The organism is Spirabiliibacterium falconis, assembly GCF_014885015.1.
Taxonomy (GTDB): Bacteria; Pseudomonadota; Gammaproteobacteria; order Enterobacterales; family Pasteurellaceae; genus Spirabiliibacterium; species Spirabiliibacterium falconis.
This window is the reverse complement of record NZ_JABMIJ010000008.1, coordinates 1-25,225: the sequence shown is the minus strand read 5'-3', so window position 1 is coordinate 25,225 and position 25,225 is coordinate 1. Positions and strand designations below refer to the sequence as shown.

General features: G+C 43.7%; 31 protein-coding genes and 4 tRNA genes. 28 read left to right on the top strand and 7 right to left on the bottom strand.

Annotation, left to right across the window (positions count from 1 at the left end; all coding sequences use genetic code 11):
• Positions 1-45: 45 nt before the first annotated feature.
• A complete protein-coding gene (gene ilvY / locus HPC40_RS05120) occupies positions 46-951 on the top strand; it encodes an HTH-type transcriptional activator IlvY (RefSeq protein ID WP_208118420.1) in 906 nt (301 codons plus the stop codon).
• An 85-nt stretch (positions 952-1,036) separates the two neighbouring features.
• On the top strand, positions 1,037-1,858 hold the full coding sequence (locus HPC40_RS05115; RefSeq protein ID WP_456242934.1) for a DNA ligase: 822 nt from the start codon (positions 1,037-1,039) through the stop codon (positions 1,856-1,858).
• A 32-nt stretch (positions 1,859-1,890) separates the two neighbouring features.
• On the opposite strand, the gene HPC40_RS05110 is transcribed toward HPC40_RS05115, so the two are convergent.
• Together HPC40_RS05110 and HPC40_RS05105 are read right to left on the bottom strand one after the other, a co-directional pair.
• A complete protein-coding gene (locus HPC40_RS05110) occupies positions 1,891-3,906 on the bottom strand; it encodes a cation:proton antiporter domain-containing protein (RefSeq protein ID WP_208118418.1) in 2,016 nt (671 codons plus the stop codon).
• A gap of 25 nt (positions 3,907-3,931) precedes the next feature.
• Positions 3,932-4,684: an SDR family oxidoreductase gene (locus tag HPC40_RS05105; RefSeq protein ID WP_208118417.1), complete on the bottom strand. Its 753-nt coding sequence runs from the start codon at positions 4,682-4,684 to the stop codon at positions 3,932-3,934.
• A 193-nt stretch (positions 4,685-4,877) separates the two neighbouring features.
• On the opposite strand from HPC40_RS05105, the gene asd reads away from it, so the two are divergent.
• Complete coding sequence (asd, locus tag HPC40_RS05100; RefSeq protein WP_208118416.1) at positions 4,878-5,990, top strand: aspartate-semialdehyde dehydrogenase; 1,113 nt, start codon at positions 4,878-4,880, stop codon at positions 5,988-5,990.
• A 37-nt stretch (positions 5,991-6,027) separates the two neighbouring features.
• Here asd and HPC40_RS05095 read toward each other — a convergent pair whose 3' ends face one another.
• On the bottom strand, positions 6,028-6,792 hold the full coding sequence (locus tag HPC40_RS05095) for a DUF4198 domain-containing protein (protein ID WP_208118415.1): 765 nt from the start codon (positions 6,790-6,792) through the stop codon (positions 6,028-6,030).
• Positions 6,793-6,991: 199 nt separating this feature from the next.
• Here HPC40_RS05095 and HPC40_RS05090 point away from each other — a divergent pair, with 199 nt between their 5' ends.
• Both HPC40_RS05090 and HPC40_RS05085 read left to right on the top strand, forming a co-directional pair.
• Entirely contained in the window at positions 6,992-7,933 is a 942-nt protein-coding gene (locus HPC40_RS05090; protein WP_208118414.1) for an alpha/beta fold hydrolase, read from the top strand.
• A 3-nt stretch (positions 7,934-7,936) separates the two neighbouring features.
• Positions 7,937-8,281: a hypothetical protein gene (locus HPC40_RS05085; RefSeq protein WP_208118413.1), complete on the top strand. Its 345-nt coding sequence runs from the start codon at positions 7,937-7,939 to the stop codon at positions 8,279-8,281.
• 31 nt (positions 8,282-8,312) lie between these two features.
• On the opposite strand, the gene hemN is transcribed toward HPC40_RS05085, so the two are convergent.
• The 3 genes from hemN to yihI are packed head-to-tail and all read right to left on the bottom strand — an operon-like array spanning position 8,313 to position 10,673.
• Complete coding sequence (gene hemN, locus HPC40_RS05080; protein ID WP_208118412.1) at positions 8,313-9,680, bottom strand: oxygen-independent coproporphyrinogen III oxidase; 1,368 nt, start codon at positions 9,678-9,680, stop codon at positions 8,313-8,315.
• A complete protein-coding gene (locus HPC40_RS05075; protein WP_208118411.1) occupies positions 9,673-10,125 on the bottom strand; it encodes a DUF2489 domain-containing protein in 453 nt (150 codons plus the stop codon). Before HPC40_RS05075 ends, hemN begins: the two co-directional genes overlap by 8 nt.
• A 2-nt stretch (positions 10,126-10,127) precedes the next feature.
• Entirely contained in the window at positions 10,128-10,673 is a 546-nt protein-coding gene (gene yihI / locus HPC40_RS05070; RefSeq protein ID WP_208118410.1) for a Der GTPase-activating protein YihI, read from the bottom strand.
• A gap of 181 nt (positions 10,674-10,854) precedes the next feature.
• Between yihI and radC the strand changes: the two genes are divergently transcribed.
• The 8 genes from radC to HPC40_RS05030 all read left to right on the top strand — a co-directional run bounded on the left by radC (position 10,855) and on the right by HPC40_RS05030 (position 15,368).
• Positions 10,855-11,523, top strand: coding sequence for a RadC family protein (gene radC / locus HPC40_RS05065; RefSeq protein ID WP_208118409.1), 669 nt, complete (start codon positions 10,855-10,857; stop codon positions 11,521-11,523).
• Between the two features lie 188 nt (positions 11,524-11,711).
• The gene (gene rpmB, locus HPC40_RS05060; RefSeq protein ID WP_208118408.1) at positions 11,712-11,948 is read left to right on the top strand and encodes a 50S ribosomal protein L28; all 237 of its coding nucleotides are present in this window, start codon (positions 11,712-11,714) and stop codon (positions 11,946-11,948) included.
• Between the two features lie 11 nt (positions 11,949-11,959).
• Positions 11,960-12,130, top strand: coding sequence for a 50S ribosomal protein L33 (rpmG, locus tag HPC40_RS05055; RefSeq protein WP_065234024.1), 171 nt, complete (start codon positions 11,960-11,962; stop codon positions 12,128-12,130).
• Positions 12,131-12,284: 154 nt separating this feature from the next.
• On the top strand, positions 12,285-12,536 hold the full coding sequence (locus HPC40_RS05050) for an FAD assembly factor SdhE (RefSeq protein ID WP_208118407.1): 252 nt from the start codon (positions 12,285-12,287) through the stop codon (positions 12,534-12,536).
• Positions 12,537-12,638: 102 nt separating this feature from the next.
• Positions 12,639-13,220, top strand: coding sequence for an RNA polymerase sigma factor RpoE (rpoE, locus tag HPC40_RS05045; RefSeq protein WP_208118406.1), 582 nt, complete (start codon positions 12,639-12,641; stop codon positions 13,218-13,220).
• 32 nt (positions 13,221-13,252) lie between these two features.
• A complete protein-coding gene (locus HPC40_RS05040) occupies positions 13,253-13,825 on the top strand; it encodes a sigma-E factor negative regulatory protein (RefSeq protein ID WP_208118405.1) in 573 nt (190 codons plus the stop codon).
• A 65-nt stretch (positions 13,826-13,890) separates the two neighbouring features.
• The gene (locus HPC40_RS05035; RefSeq protein ID WP_208118404.1) at positions 13,891-14,898 is read left to right on the top strand and encodes a MucB/RseB C-terminal domain-containing protein; all 1,008 of its coding nucleotides are present in this window, start codon (positions 13,891-13,893) and stop codon (positions 14,896-14,898) included.
• A complete protein-coding gene (locus tag HPC40_RS05030) occupies positions 14,898-15,368 on the top strand; it encodes a SoxR reducing system RseC family protein (protein WP_208118403.1) in 471 nt (156 codons plus the stop codon). Before HPC40_RS05035 ends, HPC40_RS05030 begins: the two co-directional genes overlap by 1 nt.
• On the opposite strand, the gene greB is transcribed toward HPC40_RS05030, so the two are convergent.
• The gene (greB, locus tag HPC40_RS05025; protein ID WP_208118402.1) at positions 15,340-15,819 is read right to left on the bottom strand and encodes a transcription elongation factor GreB; all 480 of its coding nucleotides are present in this window, start codon (positions 15,817-15,819) and stop codon (positions 15,340-15,342) included. The genes HPC40_RS05030 and greB overlap by 29 nt on opposite strands.
• Positions 15,820-15,925: 106 nt before the next feature.
• Between greB and ftsB the strand changes: the two genes are divergently transcribed.
• The 15 genes from ftsB to HPC40_RS04950 all read left to right on the top strand — a co-directional run bounded on the left by ftsB (position 15,926) and on the right by HPC40_RS04950 (position 25,098).
• The gene (gene ftsB / locus HPC40_RS05020; RefSeq protein ID WP_208118401.1) at positions 15,926-16,210 is read left to right on the top strand and encodes a cell division protein FtsB; all 285 of its coding nucleotides are present in this window, start codon (positions 15,926-15,928) and stop codon (positions 16,208-16,210) included.
• Positions 16,210-16,890, top strand: a complete 681-nt coding sequence (gene ispD / locus HPC40_RS05015) for a 2-C-methyl-D-erythritol 4-phosphate cytidylyltransferase (protein WP_208118400.1) — start codon at positions 16,210-16,212, stop codon at positions 16,888-16,890. Before ftsB ends, ispD begins: the two co-directional genes overlap by 1 nt.
• A gap of 2 nt (positions 16,891-16,892) precedes the next feature.
• Entirely contained in the window at positions 16,893-17,366 is a 474-nt protein-coding gene (gene ispF, locus HPC40_RS05010) for a 2-C-methyl-D-erythritol 2,4-cyclodiphosphate synthase (RefSeq protein WP_208118615.1), read from the top strand.
• Positions 17,363-18,385 carry a tRNA pseudouridine(13) synthase TruD gene (truD, locus tag HPC40_RS05005; protein WP_208118399.1) on the top strand — a complete coding sequence of 341 codons (1,023 nt, stop codon included), beginning with the start codon at positions 17,363-17,365 and terminating at the stop codon, positions 18,383-18,385. Before ispF ends, truD begins: the two co-directional genes overlap by 4 nt.
• On the top strand, positions 18,385-19,125 hold the full coding sequence (surE, locus tag HPC40_RS05000) for a 5'/3'-nucleotidase SurE (RefSeq protein ID WP_208118398.1): 741 nt from the start codon (positions 18,385-18,387) through the stop codon (positions 19,123-19,125). The genes truD and surE overlap by 1 nt, the downstream gene beginning before the upstream one ends.
• Entirely contained in the window at positions 19,125-19,757 is a 633-nt protein-coding gene (locus tag HPC40_RS04995; protein WP_208118397.1) for a protein-L-isoaspartate(D-aspartate) O-methyltransferase, read from the top strand. The genes surE and HPC40_RS04995 overlap by 1 nt, the downstream gene beginning before the upstream one ends.
• Positions 19,754-20,329 carry a YqaA family protein gene (locus HPC40_RS04990; protein WP_208118396.1) on the top strand — a complete coding sequence of 192 codons (576 nt, stop codon included), beginning with the start codon at positions 19,754-19,756 and terminating at the stop codon, positions 20,327-20,329. Before HPC40_RS04995 ends, HPC40_RS04990 begins: the two co-directional genes overlap by 4 nt.
• Positions 20,330-20,354: 25 nt before the next feature.
• Positions 20,355-21,620: a murein hydrolase activator NlpD gene (nlpD, locus tag HPC40_RS04985; protein ID WP_208118395.1), complete on the top strand. Its 1,266-nt coding sequence runs from the start codon at positions 20,355-20,357 to the stop codon at positions 21,618-21,620.
• Between the two features lie 46 nt (positions 21,621-21,666).
• Positions 21,667-22,197: a gluconokinase gene (locus HPC40_RS04980; protein ID WP_208118394.1), complete on the top strand. Its 531-nt coding sequence runs from the start codon at positions 21,667-21,669 to the stop codon at positions 22,195-22,197.
• A gap of 93 nt (positions 22,198-22,290) precedes the next feature.
• Positions 22,291-22,938, top strand: a complete 648-nt coding sequence (locus tag HPC40_RS04975) for a bifunctional 4-hydroxy-2-oxoglutarate aldolase/2-dehydro-3-deoxy-phosphogluconate aldolase (protein ID WP_208118393.1) — start codon at positions 22,291-22,293, stop codon at positions 22,936-22,938.
• A gap of 129 nt (positions 22,939-23,067) precedes the next feature.
• Complete coding sequence (locus tag HPC40_RS04970; RefSeq protein WP_208118392.1) at positions 23,068-24,588, top strand: YifB family Mg chelatase-like AAA ATPase; 1,521 nt, start codon at positions 23,068-23,070, stop codon at positions 24,586-24,588.
• Between the two features lie 137 nt (positions 24,589-24,725).
• Positions 24,726-24,801, top strand: a tRNA-Thr gene (locus HPC40_RS04965).
• Positions 24,802-24,817: 16 nt separating this feature from the next.
• Positions 24,818-24,902, top strand: a tRNA-Tyr gene (locus HPC40_RS04960).
• A gap of 42 nt (positions 24,903-24,944) precedes the next feature.
• Positions 24,945-25,019, top strand: a tRNA-Gly gene (locus HPC40_RS04955).
• 3 nt (positions 25,020-25,022) lie between these two features.
• Positions 25,023-25,098, top strand: a tRNA-Thr gene (locus tag HPC40_RS04950).
• The last annotated feature ends 127 nt before the right edge of the window (positions 25,099-25,225 follow it).

The following is a 25,225-nucleotide window of genomic DNA, read 5'->3' as shown; positions in this document are numbered from 1 at the left end:
TTGAAACTAATTGTTGCATTTATTGCAATAAAAGTACGGTCAACGATGGAATTTCAACAATTAAAATTATTTTTAGATCTGGTACATAACCAAAGTTTTACGCAAACGGCATACCAGCATCATATGAGTCCCTCTACGCTTTCACGTCAAATTCAGCGACTAGAACAAGAATTAGGGCAAACGCTGTTATTGCGTGATAATCGTCGCGTTTCGTTAACACATTATGGTGAAGAATTTATCACTTTTGCACGAGAACAGTGGCAACGCTGGCAAGCCTTAAAAGTGCGGTTTTCTACGCCTGATACATTGTCTGGTGAGCTGCGGCTATTTTGCTCAGTTACTGCATCATACAGCCATTTGCCGCCGATTTTAACGGCGTTTCGCCAGCGTTATCCGCATATTGACATCACACTGACCACGGGCGATCCTGCCAATGCGATAGCACAAGTGCGGTCGAATCTTGCTGATCTTGCCATTGTTGGTCGTCCATTGCATTTACCTGAAAATATTGATTTTCATTACATTGGCAACATCCATCTTTCCTTGATTGCTCCGCGTGTCGCCTGCCTTTCCACCCGTTTGTTGCAATCTCAGCCCATTGATTGGCGAAATATTCCCTTTATTCTGCCCGTTGCAGGGCCTGTGCGTGAGCGAATTGATCTGTGGTTTCGTCAGATGCAGCTTTTGCAACCTAAAATTTATGCCTGCGTAGCGGGGCATGAGGGTATTGTGCCGATGGTGGCACTGGGGTGCGGCGTGGCGTTATTACCTGATGTGGTAATCAATAATAGCCCTATGCGCGATCAGGTTTCATTATTACGCTTGCCTACGGCGATTGAGCCGTTTGAATTGGGTGTGTGTGTGCAGAAAAAGCAGCTAAAGCAGCCGTTAGTCGCCGCATTTTGGCAATTATTGAGCGAAAATACAGGCGTTTTGCGATCTGCATTCTAATTTTAGTTAGTTGTTCTCGCTTTTTTCATACCTCTTTTTATACTGACCGCACTTGCAGTGAGAGGTGGTGATGAATGTGAAGATAATAAACGGGATTTTACGCACAATACTCCTTGTTCAATCCCTTTCATGTTGGGCTGTTGCTCCTGATGTGATGTTATTGCAGCGTTATCACAACCAATCACTGCAAGGCTGGGTAATGAGTGAAAAACTGGATGGCGTCCGTGGAATTTGGACGGGTGAAATCCTTGTGAGTCGTCAAGGAAAGGCATTCTCGCCTCCAGCGGATTTTCTTAAAAATTTCCCACCGTTTTCGCTTGATGGTGAGTTATTTTCCACACGAGGTGAATTTAGTCAAATTGCTGCAACGGTGCGTAGTTATCAAGACGAAGGATGGCAGAAACTAAAATTGCATGTGTTCGATGTGCCTAATGCCAAAGGTAATTTATGGCAACGTTTGCAGGTGTTACGCGATTATTTGCAAGCACATCCTGCACCGCATATTACCATTATTGAACAGATTCCAATTAGAGATAAAGCACATATGCGACAATTTTTGACGGATATAGAGCAACACGGTGGCGAAGGTGTTGTGGTGCGTAATCCCAATATGCCTTATCAACATGGGCGTAGTAGCCAAATTTTGAAAGTTAAAACACGCTTTGATGATGAGTGCACAGTGATACGCCATATTGAAGGTAAAGGGCAATTTACGGGTATGCTTGGTGCGCTGAGCTGTGTGAATCGCTATGGCGTGTTCAAAATTGGTTCTGGTTTCTCTCGCCAGCAACGCTTAAATCCGCCCCCAGTAGGTAGTACCATCACTTATCAATATCAAGGGTTTACCGCGCAAGGGAAACCTCGCTTTGCAGTGTTCCTGCGTGAGCGTCATGATGAGGTAAAATAAAACCGCACTTTATCTTAAAGTGCGGTTGGCGGCTATGTTTTTTCATCCTGTGTTAGGCTATCAACGGGTTCTGGCAATTCGTTGGTCGCATTCGTTGCATCTTGTGCTGGATCGAGTGCACTTTGTTCATGCTCATGTTGAACAAAATGGCTATCATCGCCCATTTCAGGGGCAAGATGCCCTTCTTCCTTGAAGTCATTTTCAGCACCTGGTGGTCGCCAATCCACATTTTCACCGCGTAAAATCGCTTGCATCATTTTCGTGGTTTCATCATCCACTTGTTTTGCGATATTGATCATTTTTTCATTGGCAAACATTGAACGATCGGGCTCATAGACATCAGCCATGAGGTGCTGTTCATAGCGATTGCGATGATAGAAAAATGCACTCAGTTTTCGGGCTTTTTCTTTTTTAATGCCGAGCAATTCAAGGGCGAATTTTCCGCTACGTACGGAGGAATCAAACACTTCACGCACGATCACAGTAGCACCTGCTTGATAAAGGTCATAGGTGTGTAGGCGATCGAAAGCTCGCGCGATAATCGGTAGATTGGGATATGTTTGATGCGCATATTGCACAATGCGTAGCGTATCGTCTTTATTATTAATGGCGATGATCAATAATTTTGCCTGCCCGATTCCAGCTGATTCGAGCAGTTCTGGATGGGTGGCATCGCCAAAATAGGTTTTGTAGCCAAATTTCGTCATACCTTCGACTAAGGTAACATCAAAATCAATCACGGTGGGTTTAAAGCCACAGCAACGCAATAAACTGCACACGATTTGACCGTAGCGACCATAGCCCGCAACTAAAACCGCACTTTGCTGATCGATGGTGTCCATTTCTCGAGCGTTACTTTCAATGAGACGTGGTTGCAACACTTTTTCGTAAAATACAAATAGTAGTGGCGAAATAAGCATAGAGAGGGTGACGACAAGCAGTAACAAGTCACCTAACTGCCAAGGAATGACCCACATCTGTTTAGTAAAGGCAATCAAGACAAAGCCAAATTCGCCTGCCTGTGCTAATGCGAGTGAAAATAACCATTGCTGTGCTTTTTTCAGGCGGAATACAACAGCGAGTAGCCATAAAATAACCATTTTTACTGCAATGACGGCAATAGTCAGTGCTAAAATGGTGCCAAATTGAGAAAATAGCAGGCGAAAGTCAATGCCTGCACCCACGGTCATAAAGAATAGTCCGAGCAGTAAACCTTTAAAAGGTGCGAGGTTGCTCTCAAGTTCATGGCGATATTCGCTACTTGCCAGCACAACACCAGCTAAAAATGCACCAAGGGCTGGTGAAAGCCCAACTGATGACATTAGCAAAGCAATCCCAATCACCAAAGCAAGTGCAAAAATACTAAATGCTTCACGCAAATTCGCTTTGGCGATAAAGCGGAAAATGGGCTGACCTAAAAAATGCCCACCCCCGACAATAAGGGTCATTACCCCAATGGTCACTAACGATTTGATATAACCACTCATGCCTTCGAGTAGGTTATGTTGTCCTTCCACAACGGGCACGCCGTAGTTTGACATGGTTAATAACGGCAGCAATGCCAGCATCGGAATGACCACGATATCCTGAAATAATAAGACCGAAAAGCTCGACTGCCCCCCGGGGCTTGTCATTAAGCCTTTTTCGCCCAAGGTTTGCAACACAATGGCAGTAGATGACAGAGATAAAATACATCCCACGGCAATGGCGATTTTCCACGATTGTCCTAAGGCAATGGCAATGCCTGCGAATGCGGCGATGGTTAGCCCCACCTGAAGACCACCCAGCCCCAATAATTTGGTTTTTAATTGCCATAATTTATGCGGCTCAAGCTCAAGGCCAACCAAAAATAACATCATTACAACGCCAAATTCGGCGATGTGTTGAACATCTTTGATTTCATTCCCCACCAGCCCCAGTACCGGACCAATCATAATGCCAGCGAGTAGGTAGCCCAGCACTGAGCCAAGCCCTATTCGTTTTAGAATGGGTACTGTAATGGCAGCGGCTGCAAGGTAGATAAATGCGTTGAGTAAAATGGTTTCCATTATGCTATTTCCTGTGACCGCACTTTTAGGTTTCTTTTTTCTTCACCACCAAGCCCGCAGGTGCTTGTGCAACGGGCATTATTTCAATGCGATTGATGTTCACATGTGCAGGGCGTTGTGCAATCCAAAGTAGTGTTTCAGCAATATCGTCAGGGGTAATGTAGTCTACATTGGCATAAAGTGCGGTTGCTTTTTCATCATCACCATAAAAACGGACATTGGAAAACTCGGTGCCGCCACACAGTCCTGGTTCAACATTGGTGACACGGATTGCGGTGCCAACTAAATCCGCACGCAAGTTTAGGCTAAATTGTTTCACAAATGCTTTGCTTGCGCCATAGACATTGCCACCAGGATATGGGTAGCTTCCTGCAATAGAGCCAAGATTGATGATATGCCCACGATTGCGTGCGACCATTTGTGGCAATAACGCATGAGTTAAGGTAACAAGTCCTGTGATATTGGTATTAATCATCTGTTTCCAGTCATTGAGTTTGCACGTTTGTGCACCTGCTACCCCGAGAGCTAAACCAGCATTATTGATCAAGACATCAATCTCTTGCCACGATGGCGGTAGGCGATTTAATGCCGCCAGAACCGCACTTTCATCGCTGACATCAAATGCAAGCGCATAACAATTTTCGCCTAATTCGTGTTGTAATTTTTGCAAGCGTTCGGCACGCCGAGCGGAGATAATCACCCTGTGACCGTGTTTGACAAATAAGCGTGCAGTAGCGGCACCAAACCCTGCACTTGCGCCCGTGATGAAAGCTAACATAGCCTCTCCTTAACATATTGATTGCGATATTGAGTTAAATAAAATACAAAATCAAGCAATAATTTTTAAATTATTGTAACATCTGAATGAGAAAATCGAAGCATTCTGCAAAAAATAATTGCATTTATCAGTTAAATTTAGTAATTAATGTGTGAACTCAAGTTTTATAACAACATCAACTTAAGGAAAAAAAATGCAAAACGTAGGTTTTATTGGCTGGCGCGGAATGGTGGGTTCCGTTTTAATGGATCGTATGCAACAAGAACACGATTTCGCACACATCAATCCTGTTTATTTTACTACATCGCAAGTTGGGCTTGCAGCACCTGTATTTGGTGGCAAAGAAGCGGGCACATTGCAAGATGCTTATGATATTGAAGCACTATCTCAATTAGATATTATCGTAACCTGCCAAGGCGGGGATTACACCAATGAAGTGTATCCGAAATTGCGTGCCACAGGTTGGGATGGCTATTGGGTCGACGCCGCCAGTGCGTTACGCATGGAAAAAGATGCTATTATTGTGCTTGATCCTGTCAATCAACATGTGATTGAAGATGGGTTGAAAAAAGGCATCAAAACCTATGTGGGTGGAAACTGTACGGTTAGCTTGATGTTGATGGCGTTAGGCGGTTTATTCGAGCGTGATTTGGTGGAGTGGATTTCCGTTGCGACATATCAAGCGGCAAGTGGTGCAGGGGCGAAAAATATGCGCGAGTTGCTTGAGCAAATGGGTGAACTCAATGCGGTAGTGAAAACGGATTTAGCAAATCCTGCATCTTCTATTTTGGATATTGAGCGCAGTGTTACCGAGAAAATGCGTACCGATTTACCGTGTGAAAATTTTGGGGCACCATTGGCGGGTAGCTTGATTCCGTGGATCGACAAATTATTAGATAGCGGGCAAACTAAAGAAGAATGGAAAGGTTATGCTGAGACAAATAAAATTTTGGGCTTAAGCGACAATCCAATTCCAATCGATGGGCTTTGCGTGCGAATTGGTGCGTTGCGTTGTCATAGCCAAGCATTCACCATTAAAATGAAAAAAGCGTTACCACTGGACGAAATTGAGCAAATTTTGGCATCGCATAATGAATGGGTAAAAGTGATTCCTAATGATAAAGAAGCGACGCTGCGTGAATTAACGCCGACAAAAGTTACTGGCACATTAAGTGTTCCAGTTGGACGTTTGCGCAAGCTCGCTATGGGAGATGACTATTTAGCCGCATTTACGGTGGGTGACCAGTTATTGTGGGGGGCGGCAGAGCCAATCCGCCGTATTTTACGCCAATTGGTTACAGCATAATGTGATATAAAAAGTGCGGTTTTACACCGCACTTTTGTTATTGTACATCAAATGTGAGCGTGGTTTCGGTCATATCTAAGTCGCAGTGCTTGTCTTGAAACTTTTCTTCCACTTCCGCACTTAAATACCAGCGTCCAGCAACGGTTGGTTTAAATAAAAATTCACCGTCTTGATTGGTTTTGGCGTAAAACGCGTGCATATCATCACTGTTTTTATGAAATCCTTGATACGCCCCAAGAATGACCACATCGGCAAGAGGTTTGCCATCTTTGGTGAGTTTAAACTGTGAAACAATATCTTTTTTGATACGGCTCGGTAAGGTAATCGGTGTAATTTCGACCCCTTTGCCTAAGGCATGCGTGGCGAATTTGCCATCGTCATCAATACGGACAATGCTTTTCCCACGCATGGCAGCACGTTCACACAACTGGGCATCGGGAAAATCTTGGCGTGTTTTGTTCATTTCCCATTTACCATCGGCTTTTTTAGTCCAGAAAGTAGGTTTGTAGTCAACACTTAATATGTAGGTACCTTTTTCTAACGGTTTCGCACTGAGGTAATGATAATTTTCCCCTGTTTGCGTCAGTGGGATGTTGCCGTTTTCACCAGAGAGTATTGGTGTGCTGAATAGCGTTAAGCGTTTTTCGGCAATGGCTTCGGGTTCGCCAAAGTGGTGCCCATAGTTAATATCGGCTTGGAAATGCTGCGGTGTATTTTCGCCATAAATCCAAACCGAGTGTGCATTGGCAACTGTCGCAGTGAACGCTATGCTAAGTGCGGTGAGAAGAACATGTTTTTTCATAATAGACTCCTGAGTTAATAGTAGAGGAGTGTTAATATAAATAATAATTATTATCATCTCAATGCACTTTAACTTTCTTTATATCAGCAATAAAAATGGTTATATTTTAGTCATTCAAGATAAAATTAAGCCCATTTAGCCATTGATTTTCACTGTAAATCGTTTCATTATGGGCATAATGTCAATAAGTGAGAACCCTATGCAGCAACGAGAACCGCACTTTGCCCATTTTGTCCTAACCACCTTGAGCCGATTTATTGCTGATTTTCCGCTTCAGTTTTTACAAGGGCGGCAGGGTTGCCGTATAGCTTACCGTTTTTTTCGACATGACAACGATGATTGTCGTCGCTTGATGGTGCTTGTCAGTGGACGAGGTGGCAATATGCTCAAATGGAGTGAAGTGGCGTACGATTTTTACCACCATGGTTTTGATGTATTGCTATTTGATCATCGTGGTCAGGGCTATTCTCAACGCCTTTTGCCTGAGCATGAAAAAGGCTATGTGGATCAATTCGATTATTATCTTTATGATTTGGATGCAGTGATTCATACGATTGCTGGGCTGGAAAATTATCAGCATAAAGTGATGTTAGGGCATTCGTTAGGAGGGCTAATCGCAACGCATTATTTAGCTCGTTATCCCCATACATTTGATCAATTGGTGCTGACAGCCCCTTTATTTGGGTTGCCCCTTAAACATGGTATGCTTGATCGTGTGCTCATCAATCTTGCTGTATTGTTTGGGCTTGGGCGGCGTTATATTCCAGGGAAAACGGATTATCGTCCTGTTAATATAAATAATAACGATCTCAGCGCGTGTAAAACACGAATGAAATGGGTCAATCGGCTTGCACGGCGGTTTCCAAAATTAACGATTGGCGGTCCGACGTTTGCTTGGGTTCATCAGTGCTTGAATTATATGCAGCAATTGCCGAGAGCTGCGAAAAAAATCGCTATTCCAGTGCTCATTATTCAAGCAGAAAAAGATTCTATTGTCTGTAATCATGTGATTTCGCACAGCGTGCCATTATTTTCTGATTGCCAATCCACGATAATTGCACACGCAAAGCATGAACTGCTATTCGAGCGTGATCATATTCGCCATAATGTGCTTAACAGTATTTATCGATTTTTAGAGTAAACTATGCAAACATCAACACCTAATAATACGACAGTTGATATTCTCAGCATCAATCAATTACAACTTGTGCTAGCTGAAAAACGGACAGTCCTTGCCTCAATGCGGATTGGGATTTCCATGCTGGCACTGCCATTGGCGATTTTTAGTGCATTAATTGCCACATCAAAATATTATGAAATTGAACATGTCTGGTTGGTGCTAAGCGCAATTAGCGTTATTAATATCAGTTTAATTGTAGTGGCAGCATATCTGATTGTGCACGCCCTGATACGCTTACGCCATTATGATAAAATGATTGAAAACCTCAAGCGTCAGCATGAGAGTTTGCGTCCCCTAATCGAAAATTAACCGCACTTTATCTATCAAAGTGCGGTCAAGATTAGATAATACGCGAAAATTGTTGGCGTCTAGCAAGAGCACGTGAGTATGTATCAAAACATAAACAGATATTACGAATCAGCAGGCGTCCTTTTGCACTGACTTCAATCGCATGATCGGTAATCGTTAGCAATCCATCCTCAGCTAGTGGTGCGAGAAGCTCCAAATCTTGTGCAAAATGCTGTTTAAAATCAATTTGATACTGTTGTTCAATTGAGGAAAACACTAAGCGGAAATTACAAATTAATGCCTTAATGACATCACGGCGTAGGCAATCCTCTTGACTTAACACCAACCCTTTTGCCAAGGCACTGTTATGCGCTTCAATCGCGGTGTAGTAGTCTTTTAACCCTTTTTCATTTTGTGCATAGTGATCGCCTAATAAGGAAATAGCAGAGACCCCAAGCCCTAATAAATCGGCTTCTTCTTGAGTTGTGTAGCCTTGGAAATTACGGTGCAGAACGCCCTTACGCTGAGCGATTGCCAGTTCATCATCGGGTTTAGCAAAATGATCCATACCAATAAACTGATAGCCTGCTTGAGTTAATGTTTCAATGGTATTTTGTAAAATGGTGAGTTTACTTTCCGCGGGGGGCAGATGATGCTCTTTGATTTTTGCTTGCCCCGCAAAACGTGCTGGCAAATGCGCATAATTGAAAACACTCATGCGATCAGGATTAAGTTCGCTGACCCGTTTAAGCGTTTTCATAAAGCTATCCACTGTTTGAAAAGGTAATCCATAGATCAGGTCAATATTCGTTGAGCTAAAGCCCAGTTGGCGTGCTTTTTGCATAAGTGCAAAAATAAAGTCTTCATCTTGAATACGATTAATTGCAGCTTGCACATCTTTATTAAAATCTTGAATACCCATCGAGATACGATTAAAGCCAATGTGCCGTAGATGATCGAGCATTGACAGTTCTATTTCACGCGGATCCATTTCGATACTGATTTCGGCATTATCAGCGATATGAAAATGTTCCGTGAGCATTGTCATTAGGCGTGAGGATTGTGCTTCGCTGAGATAGGTTGGGGTGCCACCCCCCCAGTGAATTTGGGTCACAGTGCGTTGTTTGAAGAGAGGGGCGCGTGTAATGATCTCTTTTTCGACATAATCAAGATAAATATCCGCTTTATGTTGATGGCGAGTGATCACCTTATTGCACGCACAAAAATAACACAATTTGTGGCAAAACGGGATATGCACATATAACGACAAAGGACGAGTTGGATAGCGCAGAGCAGCCTGTAAAAAATCGTGTTCGTTATAGTGTTCATTAAACTCAAGTGCGGTTGGGTAAGACGTATAACGTGGGCCCGATTGATTATATTTTTGAATAAGATTGAGATCCCATACAATATCAGACATAAGGTTTCCTGTGTTGTAAATCGTGTAATAATTGAGGCACTTGCGCCAAAATAGCCTCTTGTAATTCTGCTTCCTTACTTTCACGTATCAGATCATAACGCATACGCTCATTACGCTTGAGTGCGCTGCGAGCCGCCAAAATTGGCATGTCTTTGACCGTTTCAAATAGATTAAACAGGGCAGGATAACTGTGCAGTGTTATGCCGCCAATATGCGCTAACAGCCCATTAATACGGATTACCCCTTCAGAAAGATTGCATTCATCGCGTAGCATCGCATTGGCTATGATTTCAATGCTCTCTTTAGCGAATTGAAATTGGCGTACTTTTAGGGCGTATATACGTTGTTTTTGGCGGCGTAGAGCCAGCATCAAGCTACCAGCCCAGCCAGCCAAACCCATAATAATCACAACGCCAACAACCAGCAGTATGTGTAAATAGCTCATGTTTATCGGAACTGATTAATGTCCACTTGAGAAAAGCGGGTTAACAGATCTTCGTCTTCCTCATCGTCTTCGTTTACACCAAGCTCTTGCATTAATTGCTCAATACGGGCAAGGCAGTCATCAACGAAGGTTTGATCTTCTCGGGATAATTTCTTGCCCGCATCCAGTTGATCGAGCAAGTTATTTAAACATTCATTATTCTCAAGTGCGGTCAGCTCCGCCATTGGATCTCGAACAGATTTTGTCGTGCGCACAGGCTCAATAACTCGCCCTTTTTCAGGCTGATTTACAAATTCTACCATCAGTGGAATCTTTTTACGGCTTCCCACACGCGGGTCACGCACAACCGCACTTTGCTTTTTGCTATTGTCGTTGCTTGCACTGTGGCGGTTACCTGATGGCAGACCTTTATGTTTTTTCTTGCGTTTTTCTTCACGCGCTTTGGCATCTAGCTCATAGCGACTAGACTTGCGTGCACCCGCAGGATTATCCGCTTTGCGCGCGGGCATAATATCACTGATTTTGCGCGTTTTCTTTTGACGACTCATTTTATCTCCGTCATGAAAATAAAGTTAATCTTAAATTGTAGCATTTCAAGGCGAAACGCACAGCATAATTTCGATAAAAAATGGTAATTTTTACGAAAGCGATCGTAAAACACGATCATGTTGCTGGCAAAAACGGAAAAAATACCACAAAGTGCGGTTATGAACATCAAAGGGGAGCTAGATGCAACAGTTATTACCACGAGAAAAATTATTAAAGTGCGGTGCGGCAACCCTCAGTGATGATGAATTGTTAGCAATTTTTTTGCGCACAGGTATCAAAGGTTGCTCGGTAATGGCATTATCGCGTGAGGTGCTGATGCACTTTGGATCTTTACGTTATCTTTTAAGTGCCAATGAAAAAGAGTTTTGTGCATTTAAAGGGCTTGGGATCACCCAGTTCGTACAACTGCAAGCGAGCATCGAGATGACAAAACGTTATCTTTCTCAGCAAATGCAAGCCAAACCGACATTCGATTCGCCTGAGTTAGCGAGAATGTATTTACAAAGTTTGTTAGAGAACAAACAGCGAGAGATTTTTGTGGTGCTATTTTTAGATAATCAGCATCGCTTGTTGCGCCACGAAGAGATGTTTCTTGGCAGTATTAATAGTACGGCGGTGCACCCAAGAGAGATTGTCAAAACCGCACTTTCGCTTAATGCAGCCGCCATTATTTTAGCGCATAATCATCCATCGGGTGTGGCAAAAGCCAGTCAAGCCGATAAAGCCATCACTACAAAAATTCAACAAGCCTGTGGGCTGGTCGAAGTGCGGGTGCTCGATCATTTTATTATTGGTCAAGGCTGTTATTTATCATTTTCTGAACAAGGTTGGCTCAAATCAGGAGAGTAAAAGTGCGGTTCGTTGGCGGGAAATTTATGATTAATCCGCATTGGGGCTTGAGTAAGATAAAAAAAATGGGTATAATCCCCCACCTTTAATATTCATCGCGGGTCGGGTTGAATGCCTGACGAGGTAACCAGCTTGGTGATCCGAACCGCTTAGCGCAAACTTAATTAAGTTTTATTGGAGAATTAACAATGTCTAGAGTCTGTCAAGTAACAGGCAAGCGTCCGGTCGTTGGTAACAACCGCTCGCACGCAATGAACGCGACCAAACGTCGCTTCTTACCAAATCTGCACACTCACCGCTTTTGGGTTGAGAGTGAAAAACGTTTCGTATCTTTACGCGTTTCTGCTAAAGGTATGCGCATTATTGATAAAAAAGGCATCGATGCAGTATTAGCTGAGCTTCGTGCTAAAGGCGAGAAAATCTAAGGAGCTAAATTATGGCAGCAAAAGGTGCTCGTGAGAAAATTAAATTAGTTTCAACCGCAGAAACTGGTCATTTCTACACTACAACAAAAAACAAACGTAATATGCCTGAAAAAATGGAGATCAAAAAATACGATCCTGTTGTTCGCAAGCATGTTATTTATAAAGAAGCAAAAATCAAATAATTCTTGATCGATTGCGAAAAAAGGTGAGCACAGCTCGCCTTTTTTGTTATAGCTTAACCGCACTTTTATGATTGAGATACCTTGAAAATCCACGCACTTGGCTCCATTTATGCTATGATGATCACAACACATTTGCACAAGAATGAAGGTCTGTATGGCGCAATACAATAAATTGAAGCTAGCGTGGGAATGCCGCCGTGGAATGCTTGAGCTGGATTATATGATTATGCCGTTTTATCAAGAGCGGTTTGATACGTTAACCGAGGCTCAAAAAGCGAGTTTCGTGGAGTTATTGACGTTTACGGATCCCGAATTGTTTCGTTGGTTGATGAACCAAGCCCGCGCACCACGTGAAAATCTACATGAAATTGTGTTGTTAATTCAGCAGCATTTAGCATCAAAATAAAAAAATTTGAACTTTTGAGAAAAACCGCACTCTAACGTTTTAAGAGCTCCTACTGTCAGAGCATGGAATGTTAGCGTAAAACGTGAAGGAGATTCGCTCAAGATGGGTGAACAACTAACAGATCAAGCCCTGGTAGAAAAGGCTCAGAATGGTGATAAAAAAGCATTCAATTTGCTTGTTGCGCGCCACCAGAACAAAATTGCTGGTCTGTTAACACGGTATGTTTCAACCAATGACATCCCAGATGTGGTGCAGGAAACATTTATTAAAGCTTATCGATCATTGCATTTATTTCGTGGGGATAGTGCGTTTTATACTTGGCTTTATCGTATTGCTGTGAATACGGCAAAAAACTATATTACAGCACAAGGTAGACGCCCTCCAGGCGATGACATTCCAGCCGATGATGCGGAAGGTTATGAAACAGGCGATGGATTGCGCAATATTGATACACCTGAGAATTTGGTGCTATCGTCGGAATTAAAAGATGTGATTTTTGAAACGATAGCCGCTCTACCAGAAGAGCTAAAAACCTCAATAACGTTGCGTGAGTTAGAGGAATTGAGTTACGAAGAGATTGCTGAGATTATGGAATGCCCTGTGGGAACAGTGCGATCACGCATATTTAGGGCACGGGAAATTATCAACAGTAAAATCGCCCCTTTAATGAACAACGAACATTAACGACGACGAGTCAAAAAGCGGAGTAGATCAAGATGCAAAAAGAGTTACTTTCAGCCTATTTAGACGGTGAACATCAAGATAATCAAACACTTGATGCACTGTGTCAGGACAAAGAGCTCCAGCAAACGTGGCAACATTATCACCTTGTGCGTGCGGTTATGCGTAGAGAGTCCGATGTACTCTTAGGCAATGATTTTACCGAAAAAATGGCGATGTTGATTGAGTCAGAAAGCACGATTGTGTGTGATCAACCTACACCGCGTGAAATTGAATCGCATTCCTTTGCACAAAAAGTTAAAAAATGGTTTGCTCCACTTACCCAAGTGGCGGTGGCGGCAAGTGTATGCTTGGTGGCTGTGTTTGGTGTGCAAACATATATGCAAAATGGGCAAGAAGACAATTATGCACAGACACCTGTACTACAAACATTGCCGTTTACGAATAATTTGCAGCCAGTAAGTTATAATGCACCAAGTAAAGACTTGCCAACCCAAGATCAGCTTGAGCAACAAAGTAAACGCCTTAACCTGATGTTGCAAAATCATGAATTACAACGTCGTGTGAATGGTCCAGCATTAGAACACGTGTCTAATCATAATGACTAATATCACACGTTGACAGATCTTCACCACCTTTGGGTGGTGAATTTTTATTTGCATTGGATGTATCAATGAAACACAACGCATTTATTCTCGCACTTTGCTTATTTTTAACCGCACTTTATACTCCCGTTGGCTTGGCGGGTACTGAAAGTGCGGTGGAAGTTGAGCATGCAGTAGATAATCCCGCTCAACGCAATCTTCTCGACACGTTGCAACAAATGACGACAGCGTGGCATAACAGTGATTTTGATATTACGTTTGTTAAATTGATGCCAAATGAGGTGAACAGTTATCAATATCGACACCTTTATCACGACGGCAAGCACTATGCGCAGTTGTTCTCCCTCGATGGTGCACGTCAAGAAATCATTCAGCGTGGTGACATTATCAGTTATTTTGGCTCGAATTATCAACCATTTAGCTTAAAAGCACAGGCGATAGTAGATGATTTACCTAGTGCGGTATATGCTAATTTTGGCAAACTAAAGCGGTACTATGATTTTATTGATGCCGGCAAAACACGCATTGCGAATCGTATCGCACAAGTCATTCGCATCCTACCCAAAGACGATTTTCGCTATCAATATGTATTATGGATTGATTCTGCAAGCCATCTATTGATGCGCAGTGATATGCTTGACCGCAATGGTAACGTGCTGGAACAATTTCGGGTAACATCGCTGACGCAAGACGAGACTTTAAGCAGTTTAATTGAACCCATTAAACAATTACATTTGCCGCCAGTCATTGCGTTACAAGGTGATGAGGTGAATGTTGATCCCAATTGGCATTTAACGTGGCTACCGCCAGGGTTTGAAATAAGAAAACACGATAAATATCAAACGGATATTGGTGAGTTAGAAACGTTGCTATATAGTGATGGGCTGTTTTCATTTAGTTTATATTTAAATCAAAGTATTCGTGATAATTTAGGTGAGCACGCTTGGCAGCAAGACAGCAACACGATTTATACATTGAGCGAAGATCAGCGTGAAATTACCTTAATCGGCGATATTCCGCTACTTACCGCCAAGCAAATTGTCAAAGATATTCACTTTAGCCAGAGTAAAAAATAATGTTAGTTGAAGTGGCAGAGGTGGTTAGCATTGCTAACGGCATAGCCAAAGTGCGGTGTGAAACAAAGCAAAGTTGCAGTGGCTGTGTGGCGAAAACAAGCTGTGGGGCACATGCGTTATCTGAGTTAAATGGCGACAGGCACAATCAGCTACTTTTACAGGTGGTAGTGGATGATGCGGTTGAAGTTGGGCAAAAAATTGAAATTGGGCTACAAGAGCGTTCTATGATTTTGACCGCACTTTTGCTGTATATAGTTCCACTCGCCACCTTATTGTGTAGTGCACTTATTGGCTCATTGTTTATCCAAACGGAGTGGGCATTAGCACTGCTCATTGTCGTGGCAACGGCACTGAGCTTCGTTATTATTCGCCCCGTCAGCGAAAAATTAGCAGTCAGAAAACATTTCCAACCGCACTTTATTCGCATCTTGGGCAAGCCGATTACGTTGTCTGATACCAAATTTTATTGATATACCATACGCGTGTGCCGCTTGGTGTTTGCACACAAATTTCATCATCGACTTGTTTACCAATGAGTGCGCGTGCAACTGGTGAATCAATAGAAATCCAATTTTTTTGAGGATCGAATTCGTCGCACCCCACAATTCGATAGGCGTGAATCTCCCCTTGCTCGCTCTCTAGTTCGACCCATGCGCCAAAAAAGACTTTGCCCTCTTGTTTGGGGTGATAATCCACAATGCTTAGCACCTCCAGTCGTTTGGTTAAAAAGCGTACACGGCGATCGATTTCACGCAATCGTCGTTTGCCATAAATATATTCTGCATTTTCACTACGATCGCCAAGTGCCGCCGCATCAGACACAGCTTGGGTAACCTTTGGACGCTCTTCACGCCAAAGGAATTTTAACTCCTGATCCAATGCCTGCCAGCCTGCTCGTGTAATATAATTTGATTTTGCCATATTCGCCTTCATTTTTATGCAAAAAATGCACTAAGATCGCCTTTGCCATTCCACATTCTCTGTATTTCAAGGTAAACTATACCAAATTGATATTCAAGGACAGACTATGCGCGTTCTCATTCTTATTTTAATCGCCCTTGTGGCGTTGTTTCAATATAGTTTTTGGTTTGGTAAAAATGGCTATATGGAATACACAGCGGTGCAACATGAAATTGCTCAACGAGAGCAAGAAAATACACAGCTTTCTCAGCGTAATCAACTCATTATCGCAGAAATTAAAGATCTCAAGGAAGGGGTGGATGCGATTGAAGAGCGCGCAAGATTAGAACACGATATGATAAAGCCTAACGAAGTGTTCTACCGCCTAGTGAAATCGGATGAGTATCAATAATGGCACGCCATATTGTTGCGATAGTGCCAGCAGCTGGTGTGGGAAGCCGCATGGGGGCGGCTGTGCCGAAGCAGTATTTGCCATTGGGCAATAAAACGGTGCTTGAGCACACGGTTGCATTATTGGCTAGCCATAGCGCAGTTGAGGAAATTGTTCTTGCAGTGGCGCAAAACGACACACTTATTGAGCAGCTTAAACCGCACTTTAGTTCAAAAGTGCGGTATGTGCTTGGGGGCGAAACACGCGCAGAATCGGTCTATAACGCATTATGCACATTAGCAGATGACACTTGGGTATTGGTGCATGATGGCGCACGTGCTTGCTTGCATTTGGACGATCTGGAGAAGTTATTAGCCGTACATGATCCGCAGGGGGGCATTTTAGCGTGCCCTGTCACAGACACGATAAAGTTAGCGGATCGCGATGGTGGCATCGTAGAAACCGTTGATCGCACATTGCTATGGCAGGCATTAACACCGCAGTTTTTTCAGGTGAAGCTATTGCGGGCGGGCTATGAACATGCCTTTGCCAATGCAATCGAGCTGACTGATGATGCAAGTGCGGTTGAGCAATTAGGGGTTAAACCGCACTTGATCGAAGGGCGGCGGGATAATATTAAAATTACACGTCCCGAAGATTTAGCGTTAGCCGAATTTTATTTACAACGGAGAGAAAAGTGACAATACGAATTGGACATGGTTTTGATGTGCACGCATTTGGCGGGCAAGGTCCGATAATCATCGGGGGGGTAACCGTGCCGTATCATCAAGGCTTATTGGCGCATTCCGACGGCGATGTTGCTTTGCACGCACTGACAGATGCACTGTTGGGCGCTGCTGCACTGGGTGATATTGGAAAATTATTTCCTGATACCGATATGGCGTATAAAAACGCAGATAGTAAGGTCTTATTGCGCCAAGCCTACGCAAAAGTGCGGTCAGGTGGCTGGGTCGTGGGGAATGTTGATGTGACCATTATTGCACAAGCACCGAAAATGCGCCCCTATATTGATGCCATGAGGCAAGCCATTGCAGATGTCTTAGCATGTACTATTGAGCAAGTTAATGTCAAAGCCACCACCACTGAAAAGCTCGGTTTTACAGGACGCGGAGAGGGCATAGCGTGTGAGGCGGTCGCCTTGTTGGTGGCACAATGACACTCGCATATTTATATGGAAAGCCTCAGCAAAGCGCACGTTTAAAAGTGCAGCCAAGTGATTTTTGTGTACAGGAAATATTGGGTTATGATCTCGCAGGTGAAGGCGAGTTTGTTGCGGTTTATGTTCGCAAAACCCATTGTAATACCTTGTTTGTTGGCGAAAAACTTGCACAATTTGCTGGTGTTAGCCAGCGTGATTGGAGCTATGCAGGATTAAAAGATCGTCACGGAATCACCGAACAGTGGTTTTGCTTACATTTACCTGGCAAAGCAACGCCAGATTTCAGCCAGTTCCAGCTTGAGAGAGTGGAAATTGTGAATGTAATACGGCATAACCGCAAAATCCGTATTGGCAGCCTGCAAGCTAATCATTTTACGATTTTGCTGCGTGATGTTCCAGACAGTACCGATCTGAACTCTCGACTTGAAAAAATACAAAAGTGCGGTTTTCCTAATTATTTCACTGAACAGCGTTTTGGGCGTGATGGCAACAATTTGACGCAGGCATTGCGTTGGGCGGCAGGCGAAATTTCAGTTCGTGATCGCAAAAAACGCAGTTTTTATCTTTCTGCGGCACGTAGTGAATTATATAATCAAATTGTTTCCGCTCGTATTCAACAGGGCCTAACTCAAACCGTGCTGGTGGGGGATGCCATGCGGCTTCGTGGCTCGAATAGTTGGTTTATTGTCGATGCAGGCGAGCGTGAAGCAACTCAGGCACGCTTTGAGCAAGGTGATGTGCAACTTACTGCGCCATTATTTGGCGATGATGGGGTGTTGACGCACAATGAGGCATTGGCTTTTGAGCAAGCACAGCTTGTTTCTCAGACCGCACTTTGTGAATTGTTGAAAAAAGCTCGCGTCAAAAGTGATCGGAGAGCGTTATTGGCAGTACCTGATAAGCTAACGTATCGCTTTACGCAAGATGGCTTGCAACTCAACTTTACTCTCAATAGCGGTAGCTACGCTACAGCGTTGATACGCGAATTAGTCAATATTGAAAATCAAGGATCATAATGCGAATTTTATTAAGTAATGATGATGGTATTCACGCACAAGGTATTCAAGTGATGGCACACGCGTTGCGGCAGTTCGCTGAGGTGATTGTCGTTGCGCCTGATCGAAATCGTAGTGCGGCATCCAGCTCGCTGACATTGGTTGAACCACTGCGACCGCATCAATTAAGTAACGGTGATTATTGCGTAAATGGTACGCCTGCGGATTGTGTGCATTTGGCACTTAATGGATTGTTACAGCAACCAATAGATTTAGTGGTGTCAGGCATTAATGCAGGTGCCAATTTAGGTGATGATGTCATTTATTCAGGCACTGTGGCAGCCGCGTTGGAAGGGCGGCATTTGGGCTTACCGTCGATTGCTGTTTCGCTTGATGGACGTATTTATTTTGAAACGGCTGCAAAAGTGGTGTGTGATTTGATTGAAAAGCTCTATCCTAGCTTACTGGGCAAGCACGAAATTATTAATATCAATGTACCTGATGTGCCTTTTGACCAACTACAAGGCATGCAGGTAACTCATTTAGGCTATCGCCAATGTGCTAGCGAATTAATTAAACAAGTTGACCCTCGCGGTGAGAAAATTTATTGGGTGGGGGTTAGTGGCTTGCCAGAATACGCAGATGTTGGTACGGATTTTCATGCGGTCAGAAACGGCTATGTGTCGTTGACGCCTATACAAACGGATATGACGGCACATCATTCATTAGAAAAATTACGACAATGGGTAGAAAGTGACTAATGTCTGTGTCTTATCAACGACCGTGGGTTGAGAAACTCTACCAGCAAGGCATTTCAGACGAAGCCGTGCTTAAAGCAATGCTCGAAATTCCTCGCCCTTTGTTTGTCGAAGAGGCTTTTGCACAGCGGTGTTTTGATCACACGCCTATTCCGATTGGTGAGGGGCAAACGCTCTCACAGCCCTACACTGTGGCAAAAATGACACAGCTTTTAGCATTGCAACCGCACTTTAAGGTTTTGGAAATTGGCACGGGCAGTGGGTATCAAACCGCACTTTTAGCCAAATTATGTGCACAGGTGTACAGCATAGAACGCATTAAAACACTACAATGGCAAGCACTGCGCCGTTTTAAACAGTTGGGGTTACACAATATCCACCTGCGTCATGCAGACGGGTGGCAAGGTTGGGCTGCGAAAGCTCCATTTGATGCCATTATTGTAACCGCAGCGGCGCATACAATGCCGTATGAATTGATTATGCAATTAAAGCAACATGCTAAAATGGTCTTACCTATAGGTGATGTTGCTCAAGAACAAGAATTACAACTGATTACCCGCATAGGTGATCAGTTTCAGGTGCAACGGATTGAAAAAGTGCGGTTTGTACCGTTAATTAAAGGGGATGTGCAGTGAGATTATTTGGCACACTTTATGACAAAACCATGCAATGGTCTCGACATCGTTTTGCGGTTTATTGGCTTGCCTTGGTGAGTTTTATTGAAGCAATTTTTTTTCCTATTCCGCCTGATGTGATGTTAATTCCTATGGCGATGACGCGGCCACAACGGTGGTTAAAACTCGCCTTGATCACGGCAGCAACCTCTGTTTTAGGGGGGATGATAGGTTATTTTATCGGCTACACAGCGTATGATTGGCTACACCATTATATTGTACAATTTGGCTATCTTGCTAAATTCAATCAAGTGATTGCGTGGTTTGATCAATGGGGGATTTTGGTGTTGTTTGTGGCGGGATTTTCGCCCATTCCATACAAATTATTCACCCTCGCCAGCGGTGTGATGCAAATGGCCTTTTTCCCATTTGTGATCACGGCATTTATTTCACGAGCGGCACGTTTTTTGCTGGTGGCAAAACTTGCTGCCTGGGGCGGACCAAAAATTGAAGCAAGATTACGCCGCTCTATTGAAGTGATCGGTTGGGGCGTGGTAGTCTTAGCCATTATTGCTTATTTTTTGTTACGTTAATCAATTACAGTGTAAAGGATTTTTTATGAGAGTATCAATTTTGTTTCCACTCAGTGCCCTAGCGTTGGCATTGGCGGGTTGTTCTAGTAATAATTCAGCACCGGTAGAAAGTGCGGATGGAACACTTTCACCAGGGATTATGCAACCAGTGGAAAATACGGGGGCAAGTAATGGCAGTTGGCAGCCAACATTGCAGCCACAAAGTATGCCTGAGAGCATGAATGTCAGTCCAGACAATATTCAGCAAAATGTACAAAGTGCCATTGCTAAACCGATTGGGGAAGTGCAACAACATGCTCAAAGTGCGGTCGGTAAAGTAACACAAACCACCCAAAGTGCGGTATCGTCAGCACAACAACAGGTTTCACATACTCAACAAGCAGCGGTAAATACCGTGAAAACAAAAGCTCAAGCTGTTTCACAAGATTTCACGATCCCACGGGATGCGGCTACCAATGCGCCAATTTATAATCAAATTGATAAAGGTTTTTATAAAGGCGATACATATACTGTCCGCAAAGGCGATACGATGTTTTTGATAGCCTATATTTCGGGCATGGACGTGAAAGAGCTGGCGGCAAAAAATAATATGAGTGAGCCATACAGTTTAAAAGTGGGGCAAGTGTTAAAACTGGGCGAAAACCACAATGTGGCAAATAATGCAAACGTTGCGCCACAACCGACAACACCTGCGCCACAGCCTGTAGCGAAACCCGTCGAGCCAGCGGTGACATATACGACAGGCCCGAATAATACGAAGTTTGGGTCTGATGGTAGTATCAGTGGACCAATCAAAGCGAGCGTGGGTAACCCTGCTATGGCAGGTAATAAGGGCGTGAGTGCTACAACGGGGGTAGTTGCGAGTGCAGGCAGTGCGACGGCGGCAAAAACGGTTACGCCACCACCGCCTGCAACGTCAAATATTCGCTGGAATTGGCCGAGCAAAGGGCGCATTATTCAAGGATTTTCTTCCGCAGATGGCGGTAATAAAGGAATTGATATTTCAGGGTCGCGTGGACAAGCTGTTAACGCAGCTGCCAGTGGGCGAGTGGTCTATGCTGGAAATGCCCTACGTGGTTATGGTAACTTGATCATTATCAAACACAATGATGATTATCTTAGTGCCTATGCCCACAATGAAAGCATTTTAGTTAAAGATCAGCAACAAGTCAGTGCAGGGCAGCAAATCGCTAAAATGGGAAGCTCTGGTACGAATGGTGTAAAATTACACTTTGAAATTCGTTACAAAGGAAAATCCGTTGATCCAATGCGTTATTTGCCAGCACAATAATCAAAAAACATCAGCATTATGCTGATGTTTTTAGTAAGGAATAAATATGAGTGGGTATGCCATCATCTTAATGGGCGTTTCAGGTACAGGGAAAAGCAGCTTAGGACAAGCGGTTGCGAACGAATTAACGTTGAAGTTTATTGACGGAGATGACCTTCATCCACGCGCCAATATTCTTAAAATGGCACAAGGCACGCCGTTAAATGACGCAGATCGCACACCATGGCTGGAGCGTATCAATGATGCTGCATTTTCGCTTATCGCAAAAAATGAAGTCGGCATTATTGTATGCTCTGCATTGAAAAAAGTTTATCGTGATCGCATTCGCCAAGATAATGACAAATTATGTTTTGTCTATCTTGATGGGGATTTTGACTTGATTTTAGCAAGAATGCGTGCTCGTAAAGGCCATTTTATGAAAGACGACATGTTAAAAAGTCAATTCGCTACGCTTGAAGAACCAAGCGGTGAAGATGATGTGCTACCTGTTTCTATCGAAGGGGATTTTGAACAAGTTAAAGTGCGGTTGATAACCGCACTTTACGATTTTATTCCGACATTAGCTAAAAACAGTTGACCTAGATCACATTGCATTATGATAAAAGCGACACGATAAAAAATTTTTGTTATATTTAGAAACAGTGTTTCATCTTTAAGAAGGGATAAAAATATGAATTGGAAAATTCAGCCTAGCGCAGTATTCGCCGCGTCTCCAGTTGTACCGGTAATGGTCATTAAAGCGTTAAAAGATGCAGTACCGATGGCGCAAGCACTTAGTGCTGGTGGCATTAACGTATTTGAAATTACCTTGCGTAGTGCGGTTGCGTTAGATGCAATAAAAGCAATTAGTGAAGCAATGCCAAACGCATTAGTGGGAGCAGGCACCGTGCTTAATGCCGAGCAGTATGATAAAGCAGTGGAAGCGGGTGCTAAATTTATTATTTCACCAGGGGCAAGTGTCAACTTGCTTAAACATGCAGCAACTAGTGATATTCCATTAATGCCGGGTACGGCTACGCCATCTGAAATGATGACCGCACTTGAGCTTGGTTTTGATCACTTAAAATTCTTTCCTGCCGAAGCAAATGGCGGCGCGCCTGTGCTTAAAGCAATCTCTGCGCCATTGCCGCAGTTAAGTTTTTGCCCAACAGGCGGCATTAGCCCGAAAAATGTGGCAGATTATTTGGCATTAAGCTGCGTAAAAACAGTTGGTGGCTCGTGGATGATTCCGAATGATGCCGTTGCCGCAGGCAATTGGGATGAAGTGACGCGTTTAAGTAAAGAAGCGGTTGCCCTTGTCAATCAATTGAGAGGTTAAGCTAATATCTTGAAATGCACGCATTCAGCGTGCATTTTTATTATTTATTTTACGATCACGATCGTAAAATGTGTCTAATATCCTCGCCTGTAACCGCACTTTCGCTATGATGATAGTCGAGGAGGCGGTATGTCATTAGCTATTGTTTATAGTCGGGCTTGTATTGGAATTCAAGCACCATTAATTACCATTGAAGTTCATTTAAGTCGCGGCAAGCCTGGGCTAACGCTAGTGGGGCTACCTGAAACGGCGGTGAAGGAAGCACGCGATCGCGTGCGCAGTGCATTAATTAATGCTAATTTTGAATACCCTGTGGCTCGAATGACCATCAATATGGCACCAGCGGATTTGCCCAAAGAGGGCGGACGTTACGATCTTGCCATTGCACTGGGTATATTAGCAGCATCAGGGCAAATTAATGCCGAACAGTTATCACGCTATGAATTTCTCGGCGAATTAGCCCTGACGGGCGAATTACGCGGTACGCAAGGAGTCATTCCTGCTGTATTAGCAGCCCAAAAAGACCAACGAGAACTTATTATTGCCGCTGAAAATGCGAACCAAGCGAGTTTAATTCATTCCACGCAGACCTATTTTGCAGAATCGTTATTGCAAGTTGCTGCATTCCTGCAACAACAGCAGGATTTACCTGTCGCACAGTTATTGCCACGCCCATCAAATAAACCGAGGCAACCGCACTTGTGTTTAACCGATATTATTGGGCAGCAACATGCTAAGCGAGCCTTGACGATTGCTGCTGCGGGGCAGCATAATCTGTTATTTTTAGGACCACCAGGAACAGGCAAAACGATGCTTGCCAGTCGGCTGACCGCACTTTTACCCGAAATGACGGATGAAGAAGCGATTGAAAGCGCATCGATTGCCAGTTTAATTCAAACGCATAGCGAGCCGCGTTATTGGCGTGAACGTCCATTTCGTAGCCCCCACCACAGTGCGTCATTAGCTGCACTTGTGGGCGGTGGCTCAAATCCTAAACCTGGTGAAATTTCATTAGCACATAATGGTGTGTTGTTTTTAGATGAGTTACCAGAGTTTGAGCGTCGGGTATTGGATGCCTTGCGAGAGCCGTTAGAGTCAGGGGAGATTGTGATTTCACGAGCCAATGCAAAAGTGCGGTTTCCTGCCAAATTTCAATTGATCGCCGCCATGAATCCAAGTCCGACAGGGCATTATCAAGGCACACATAATCGCGCATCACAACAGCAGATTATCCGTTATCTCAATCGTCTTTCAGGACCGTTTTTAGATCGTTTTGACTTGTCAATTGAGGTACCATTATTGCCCGCGGGCAGTTTACAGCGTGGTGGCGATCGTGGTGAACGTACCGTTGATGTACGCCAGACAGTGTATCGTGTTCGAGAAATACAATTAGCACGCAATGGCTGTGTTAATGCACACTTGCAGGGTAAAACCCTTGAAAAATACTGTGCACTAAGTGAAAGTGATGCTGCTTTTTTAGAAAATGCACTCATAAAGTTAGGCTTATCGGTACGAGCTTATCATCGTATTTTGCGCGTAGCACGCACTATTGCGGATCTTGATGACATAGAAAAGATTGAAAAACCGCATTTAAGTGAAGCATTAGGTTATCGAGCAATGGATCGCTTATTAGCACGCTTATCGCAGTAAGAAATTGCATAATATAAATACAAAGTGCGGTTTATTGGCTGAAAATTAATCGAACAACAAGAAAAAATGATTTTTTTTGCAAAAAACACTTGTCAGCAAAATTAATATGCCTATAATACGCCTCACTTGTTTACGTCGCCGACTTAGCTCAGTAGGTAGAGCAACTGACTTGTAATCAGTAGGTCGCCAGTTCGATTCCGGCAGTCGGCACCATAACAACAAGTACCGTGGAGGGATTCCCGAGCGGCCAAAGGGAGCAGACTGTAAATCTGCCGGCTCAGCCTTCGAAGGTTCGAATCCTTCTCCCTCCACCATTTATGATTTCCTAGTGATGATCGGGGTAGATGAATAAGAACGCGGGCATCGTATAATGGCTATTACCTCAGCCTTCCAAGCTGATGATGCGGGTTCGATTCCCGCTGCCCGCTCCAAACGCTGATATAGCTCAGTCGGTAGAGCGCACCCTTGGTAAGGGTGAGGTCGGCAGTTCAAATCTGCCTATCAGCACCACGTCTTCTTTATCCTTACTTTCCTTTCATCTTGTATAATTGCAATCTACATTAGGTTAATGTGGTAGAGAACCATCGATAACCGTGTTTGTTTAGAGGGACTTAAAATGTCTAAAGAAAAATTTGAA